The 7266-nt window shown below is 60.7% G+C and carries 4 protein-coding genes; all 4 read right to left on the reverse strand.

Going from position 1 to position 7266, the window contains the following annotated elements; all coding sequences use genetic code 11:
* Positions 1-151 precede the first annotated feature (151 nt).
* The 4 genes from ALO64_RS17990 to mexE all read right to left on the reverse strand — a co-directional run bounded on the left by ALO64_RS17990 (position 152) and on the right by mexE (position 7228).
* Entirely contained in the window at positions 152-1246 is a 1095-nt protein-coding gene (locus ALO64_RS17990; RefSeq protein ID WP_002553303.1) for a HEAT repeat domain-containing protein, read from the reverse strand.
* Between the two features lie 145 nt (positions 1247-1391).
* The gene (locus ALO64_RS17995; protein ID WP_054991773.1) at positions 1392-2789 is read right to left on the reverse strand and encodes an efflux transporter outer membrane subunit; all 1398 of its coding nucleotides are present in this window, start codon (positions 2787-2789) and stop codon (positions 1392-1394) included.
* A complete protein-coding gene (locus tag ALO64_RS18000; protein ID WP_044345422.1) occupies positions 2789-5974 on the reverse strand; it encodes an efflux RND transporter permease subunit in 3186 nt (1061 codons plus the stop codon). The genes ALO64_RS17995 and ALO64_RS18000 overlap by 1 nt, the downstream gene beginning before the upstream one ends.
* Before the next feature lie 12 nt (positions 5975-5986).
* Positions 5987-7228: a multidrug efflux RND transporter periplasmic adaptor subunit MexE gene (gene mexE, locus ALO64_RS18005; protein ID WP_044345420.1), complete on the reverse strand. Its 1242-nt coding sequence runs from the start codon at positions 7226-7228 to the stop codon at positions 5987-5989.
* Positions 7229-7266: the final 38 nt, after the last annotated feature.

Genomic DNA, 7266 nt, shown 5'->3' on the forward strand with positions numbered 1-7266 from the left:
TTGATCGGAGAATCCTTAAAAGGAGAAACATCTGACAGACATGAAGGCTGGCGGATGCGGAAAGAGCAGAAGTGTCTGAAGGCAGCGGATGAAAGGGCGTGTAGCGGCATAAAAGATGGCCCTTGGCCTGCCTTTTTTTGCCTTTCTGACCCTACAGTCCCTGTTGCAGCACCGGGTCGTCGGGGTTCTGCTGCTCGAGCTCTGCCAGCAGAATCTGCACGTTTTGCAACTGACCATTTTCTTTCCAGTATTGAATCAGCAGCACTCTGGCCTTTCGGTTCGCAGGCTGGCTCTGAACAATCTGCGTCAACTGCCTCTGCGCCGCCTCAAGCTCGTGCAACGAATGCAGGGCAACCGCCAGGTCATAGCGATAGTCGGTGTTATCAGGCGCCAGCTCTGTAGCCTTTGCCAGGCTGAGCACAGCAAACTCTGCCTGCCCGTGGTTAAGCAGCCACATGCCCAGCGCGTGCTGAAGCATGGATGAACCAGGATTATGTTCCAGCAACTGTGCAAAAAGGCTGCGTGCCTGCTCGGCCTGGCCCTTGCGGTCCAGCAGCTCGATGTGCGCCAGCGCCGCTTCGATATTGCCCGGGTCCAGTGCTGTGGCCCTCTGCAGCGCGGCGACTGCCGGCTCCAGGTCGCCGGTCTGCAGGTACAGTCTGGCCAGTTGCAACTGATTTTGTGCGTTTTGCGGCTGGCTCTTTAGCGACTCCTGAAACGCCTCGGCACTTTGCTGCAGCACGGCAAAGTACAGGCCCAGCTCATCAGGTGACAGGCCGAGCAGGGCACTGGTGGCGCGGAATCTGACGGATTGTTCGTCGTCGTTCAGTAATGGGCCCAGCAGCAGGCTGCGCTGGCTGTTGGAGACCAGTCTGACGCTGACATCGATAGCCTCTTCGCGCACCTTGGCGGATCTGTCACCCAGCGCGGCATCAAGCAATTTGAGGGCCTGAGGGCTGGGGTAGTCGCTCAATTCGGCGAGCAGGTTGATGCGCTGTTCGTCAGACAGGTCGGTTCGTGCCAGTTGTTGGTACAGCACGCGTGCAGCGCCGGGCTTGCCGTCGTGTGCCTGTTCCAGTGCCTGAGCGTAGGTGTGGCTCAACCTGGCGGGAGCTGTCTGAACAGGCAAGCGCCACCACCAGAAAGCCAGTGATAGCGCCAGCATTGCCGCAGCCGCTGCGCCGATCAGCCAGCGATGTCGAGTAGTGGGTTGAGGCGATAACCCCTTGGTAGAAAGTCTGGGCATATCGATTTCCAATGCTTGACGGGTTGCAGCTTCGGGGAGTGGGTGGCAGCTGTCAAACGACAATCATGATGCCGTCGGCGTTCGGACAAAAAAAGCCCCNNATGTCCTGAAGGGGCGCGGGGCGGGTTTACGGCCTGTTGGCGTATCAGGCCTGAGGTTGCCAGCCGCCACCCAGTGCCTTGTAAATGGCCACGATGCCGCGGTACAGCTCGATTTCTGCCTGTGCCTGAGAGTCTTCGGCCGCCAGACGCTCGCGCTCGGCATCCAGCAGGACCAGGAAGTCCGCTGTGCCTTCGCGGTACTGCACTGACGCCAGCCTGGCTGCGGAACGACTCGCATCGCTTTGGCGCATCAGCGAAACCAGCCGTTGCTGGCGTTTGTCGTAATCGCTGAAGGCGTTCTCCGACTCCTCCAGAGCGAGCAATACCTGCTGCTCATAGTTGGCCAGCGCGCCCTCGGCATCTGCATCGGCGCTGCGAATCTGCGCCCGGACGCTGCCCAGATCGAAAGCCGCCCAGGTGATGCTGGGGCCGAGTGACCAGGCTTTGGCCGCTGACGAACCGATCTGCGACCCGCGGCCAGCGGTAAAGCCCAGGAAGCCGCTCAGACTGACCCGCGGAAACAGATCGGGGGTCGCCACGCCGATGCGTGCGGTCGAGGCGGCCAGTTGGCGTTCAGCGGCGCGGATGTCGGGCCGATTGCGCAGCACCTGTGTCGGATCGCCAATCGGCAGAGCCTTGGCGATAGCAGGCAGTTTGCTCGGGCTCAGGTCGACGCTGAGGTTTTCCGGGCGCTCGCCCAGCAACGTGGCGATACGATTGCGTTGGCGAACCTGTTCGGCCTGCAACTGCGGCACGGTCGCTTCAACGGCTGCCAGTCGTGCCTCGGCACGCACCACGTCCAGTTCATTGCCCACGCCGGCATCACGCAACTGGGTGGTCACGTCCTGAGAGCTCTGCTGGTTTTTCAGGTTGTCGCGGGCAATGGCTTCACGCAGCTGTGCGCCGCGTAGCTGCCCGTAGGCGTCTACCACCTCGGCAATCAGAGTCACCTGAAGCTGATACAGGTTGGCTTCGGCGGCTTCCTGATCGGCATCGCTGGCTTCCAGTTGGCGCTGAATACGTCCGAACAGGTCGACCTCCCAGGCCATATCCAGGCCAAGGTCATACCGCTCGCTATTGACGCGCCGCTCGGTAACACCAGGTTGCTGACCCTTGCCCAGGTCACTGCTGGCCCGGCTGGTGATCACCGGCATGGCGTCGTTGGCAACGTCATCGCGAATCGCCCGTGCGGCTTTCAGGCGGGCAAAGGCAACGCGCAGATCGCGGTTGCCGTCCAGCGACCTGGCTACCAGTTTATTGAGGGTAGGGTCCTCAAACTGCTGCCACCAGACGGTGTCCACTTTGCTGCGGTCATAGTTGCCCTGGGCTGCGGACGCCAGTTGTGCTGGCGCCGTAACCGGTGCCTTGTAGTCCGGGCCGACGGCGCAGGCCGCCAGCGCCATGACCAGCAGGCTCGGGAGGAAAAGTTTGAACGCGCTCATCAATGCATCTCCGCAGGCAGGTTTTGCAGTCTTTGTGCCCTGGCGGCCTTGCGGGCCTCCTGGCGTTCGACGTAATTACGGATAAGCACGTAGAACACCGGCGTCAGCAGCAGGCCGAAGAACGTGACCCCCAGCATCCCGGAGAACACAGCGACCCCCATGGCATGGCGCATTTCCGCACCTGCACCGCTGGAAAGCACCAGTGGTACTACGCCCATGATGAACGCGAAGGACGTCATCAGAATCGGACGCAGGCGCAGTCGGCATGCCTCCAGCACTGCATCCAGCGGGCTCATTCCCTCGGCCTGTTTGTCCTTGGCGAACTCGACGATCAGAATCGCGTTCTTGCACGCCAGGCCCACCAGTACGATCAGCCCGATCTGGGTGAAGATGTTGTTATCGCTACCGGCAATCATCACCCCGGCAATCGCCGAAAGCAGGGTCATTGGTACGATCAGGATCACCGCCAGCGGCAGGCTCCAGCTTTCGTACTGAGCCGCCAGTACCAAAAATGCCAGCAGAACACACAGCGGGAAGACGAACAGCGCCGTGTTGCCTGAAAGAATCTGTTGGTACGTAAGGTCAGTCCACTCGTAAATCATGCCGTTGGGCAGCTCTTCACGCAGCAGTTTCTCGACCGCCGCTTGAGCCTGACCAGAGCTGAAGCCCGGACCGGCAGCACCGTTGATTTCTGCCGTGATGAAGCCGTTGTAGTGCATTACGCGGTCGGGACCTGCGGTGTCACTGACTTTGACGAAGGTTGCCAGCGGGATCATTTCTCCCAGATTGTTGCGCACCTTGAGCTGACCGATCTGGTCGGCATCCTGACGGAACTGCTGCTCTGCCTGGACATTGACCTGATACGTGCGGCCAAAACGGTTGAAGTCGTTGGCATACAGCGAGCCCAGATAAACCTGCAGGGTGTCAAAGATGTCGCTGACCGCAACGCCATGCGTCTTGGCCTTCTCGCGGTCGATGGCGGCATCCACCTGCGGCACGTTCACGGTATAGCTGGTGAACAACCCGGCCAGTTCCGGCACGCTGCGGCTCTTGGCAATGATGTTCTGGGTTTCCTTGTACAACTCGTCGTAACCCAGGTTGCCACGGTCCTCTATCTGCAGGCGGAAACCGCCGATGGTGCCTAGCCCCTGTACCGGAGGTGGCGGGAAGATCGCCATGTACGCTTCCTGGATCGACGCGAACTGGCCGTTCAGGGCGCCGGCAATGGCGTTGGCTGACAGACTGGAGTCCTTGCGCTCCTCAAACGGTTTGAGGGCGACGAATACCACACCGTTGTTAGGGCTGTTGGTAAAGCCGTTGATCGACAGGCCGGGGAAGGCAATCGCGTTTTCCACGCCCGGCTGTTTAAGTGCCAGCTCGGACATGCGCTTGATGACGTCTTCGGTACGGTCGAGGCTGGCAGCGTCCGGCAGCTGGGCAAAGGCCACCAGGTATTGCTTGTCCTGGCTGGGTACAAAACCGGTCGGCGTGCTGGCGAAACCCAGCCAGGTCAGGACCATCAGGCCTGCATACACCAATAGCGCGATGCCGCTGCTGCGAATGACCCTCGCGACGGTGCCGACATAGCCATGACTGGCTTTTTCGAAGAAGCGGTTGAACGGACGGAACAGCCAGCCGCCAAGGATTCTGTCAAGGAAACGCGAGAAACGATCCTTGGGTGCATCGTGGCCTTTGAGCAGTACCGCGGCCAGCGCAGGCGACAGGGTCAGCGAGTTGAAGGCCGAAATCACTGTCGAGATGGCGATGGTCAGTGCGAACTGCTTGTAGAACTGTCCGGTCAGGCCGGAAATGAACGCTGCCGGTACGAACACCGCGCACAGCACCAGCGCGGTGGCGATGATCGGTCCGGTCACTTCGGCCATCGCCTTGTGCGTGGCCTGAACCGGTTCAAGCCCCAGCTCGATGTTTCGTTCGACGTTCTCCACCACCACGATGGCGTCGTCCACCACGATGCCGATTGCCAGCACCAGCCCGAACAATGACAGTGCGTTCAGAGAGAAGCCGAACATGTGCATGACAGCAAAGGTGCCGATCAGCGAGACCGGTACGGCCACCAGCGGGATAATCGAAGCGCGCCAGGTCTGCAGGAACAGGATCACCACCAGCACGACCAGGATCAGTGCTTCAAACAGGGTGTGAATCACCGCCTCGATGGAGCCGCGCACGAAGATCGTCGGGTCATAGACGATGCTGTAGTCCATGCCTTCCGGGAAGCTCTTTTTCAGCTCGGCCATTCTGGCCCGTACATCGTTGGAGATGTCGATGGCGTTGGAGCCGGGCCGCTGGAAAATAGGGATGGCCACGGCGGGCTGGTTGTTCAGCAGCGAGCGCAGCGCATACTGGCTGGAGCCCAGCTCGATGCGTGCAACGTCCTTCAGACGAGTGATTTCGCCGTCAGCGCCTGCACGAACCACAACGTTTTCGAACTCCTCCTCGGTGACCAGGCGGCCCTGGGTGTTGATCGACATCTGAAAGCTGGTGGCATTCGGCGAGGGCGGGGAGCCCAGCTGACCTGCGGCAACCTGACGGTTCTGCTCGCGAATTGCATTGACCACATCGGTGGCGGTCAGGTTGCGTGAGGCAGTCTTGTTCGGGTCCAGCCAGACCCGCAGCGAATAGTCGCCCATACCGAACAGTTGCACGTTACCGACACCGCCCAGTCGCGCGAGCTCATCCTTGATGTTGAGCACTGCGTAGTTGGACAGGTACAGCATGTCGTAGCGCTGGTCCGGCGAGGTCAAGTGCACAACCATGGTCAGGTCGGGGGAGGCCTTGTCCACGGTAATGCCGATGCGCGTCACTTCTTCCGGCAGCTTGGGCTCGGTACGCGTCACACGGTTCTGCACCTGCGCGTTGTCCAGTTCAGTGCCCAGCGCAAAGGTGATGGTCAGGGTCAGCTTGCCGTCGGCAGTGGCCTGGGACGACATATAGAGCATGCCTTCCACACCGGTGATGGCCTGTTCCAGTGGCGAGGCTACGGTTTCGCCGATCACCTTGGGGTTGGCGCCGGGAAAGTTGGCGCGCACGACTACTGTGGGCGGCACTACTTCCGGGTATTCACTGATCGGCAGCTGGAACAGTGAGATAGCACCGGCGATCAGGATCAGCAGCGACAGCACTGCGGCAAAGATCGGCCGGGAAATAAAGAATTTGGAGAAGTTCATCGGACAAGTCCCTTAGCCGCGCGGCGCAGTGGCGCTGGCGATTTTGACGGCCGCTTTGGGCGCCACTTGTGGCAGGTTGCTGGCTTCAAGAGCCTGGCGTTGTTTGAGCAATGCTGCGAGGGTGTCGGCGCTGGCCATCGGTGTCACCTCAGGGTCCACAGGCTGGCCGGGACGCACGCGTTGCAAGCCTTTGACGACGATGGTGTCGTCCTTGCCCAGACCGTTACGCACAATGCGCAGACCTTCGATTTTCGGGCCCAGTTCGACAGCCCGATAGGCAGGTTTGTTGTCCTTGTCCATCACCAGCACAAACTTCTTGCCCAGGTAGGTGCCCACTGCTTCGTCATTGATCAGCACCGCCGAGTAGGTGCCACTGCCCACCAGTTTCAGACGGGCATACAGGCCGGGGGTGAAATCACCGTCGGCGTTATCGAACACCGCACGACCGCGAATGGTGCCGGTCCTGGGGTTGACCTGGTTGTCGACAAAGTTCATCTGGCCCAGGTGCGGGTTGCCGGTTTCGTTGGACAGGCCCAGGTACACCGGAGTGGTCTGGCCGCGCTGGCCTTTGCGGGCCAGCTCGGTGTACTTGAGGAACACGCGTTCGTCTGCGTCGAAGTAGGCGTAGACCTTGTCGGTGGAGACCACGCTGGTCAGCGCGGTGACATCTGCGGTCACAATGTTGCCGGCGGTGATGTCTGCGCGACTGACACGACCTGTAATCGGTGCAGTAACACGGGTAAAACTGAGGTTCAGTCGAGCCAGATCCAGCTGCGCCTGAATGGCCGCGACACCGGCCTTGGCTTCCTGCGCCGAGGTGGTGCGCGAGTCGGCCAGCTCGGCGGAAATCGCGTTGTTGGTACGCAGACGCTCGCCGCGCTGGGCTTCATTGTCACTGCGCAGTGCGACGGCACGGGCCTGTTGCAGTTGCGCCTCAAGACGACGAACTTCGGACTGGAACGGACGCGGGTCAATCTGGAACAGCAGATCGCCTTTTTTGACCAGCGAACCGTCGGTGAACGCTACCTGATCGATCTGACCAGACACCCTTGGGCGTACCTCGACGGTTTCCGGTGCTTCAAGACGACCCGTGAATTCATCCCATTCGTTGATCGGCTGCTCCAGCACCTTGGCCACGCTGACCTTGGCTGCGCCAGGCGTACTGGTGGCTTCCGGCGCGCGGCCGCAAGCACTGATAACGATAAGGGCGAGGGCGGTGAGGGGGTAGCGCAGATGGCTGAGTGTCTGGTGCATGGGAAGTTCCGCCGATAGTAAGAGGGTGTAGACAAAAT

Origin of the sequence: Pseudomonas meliae, from assembly GCF_001400515.1 — a bacterium.
Taxonomy (GTDB): Bacteria; Pseudomonadota; Gammaproteobacteria; order Pseudomonadales; family Pseudomonadaceae; genus Aquipseudomonas; species Aquipseudomonas amygdali.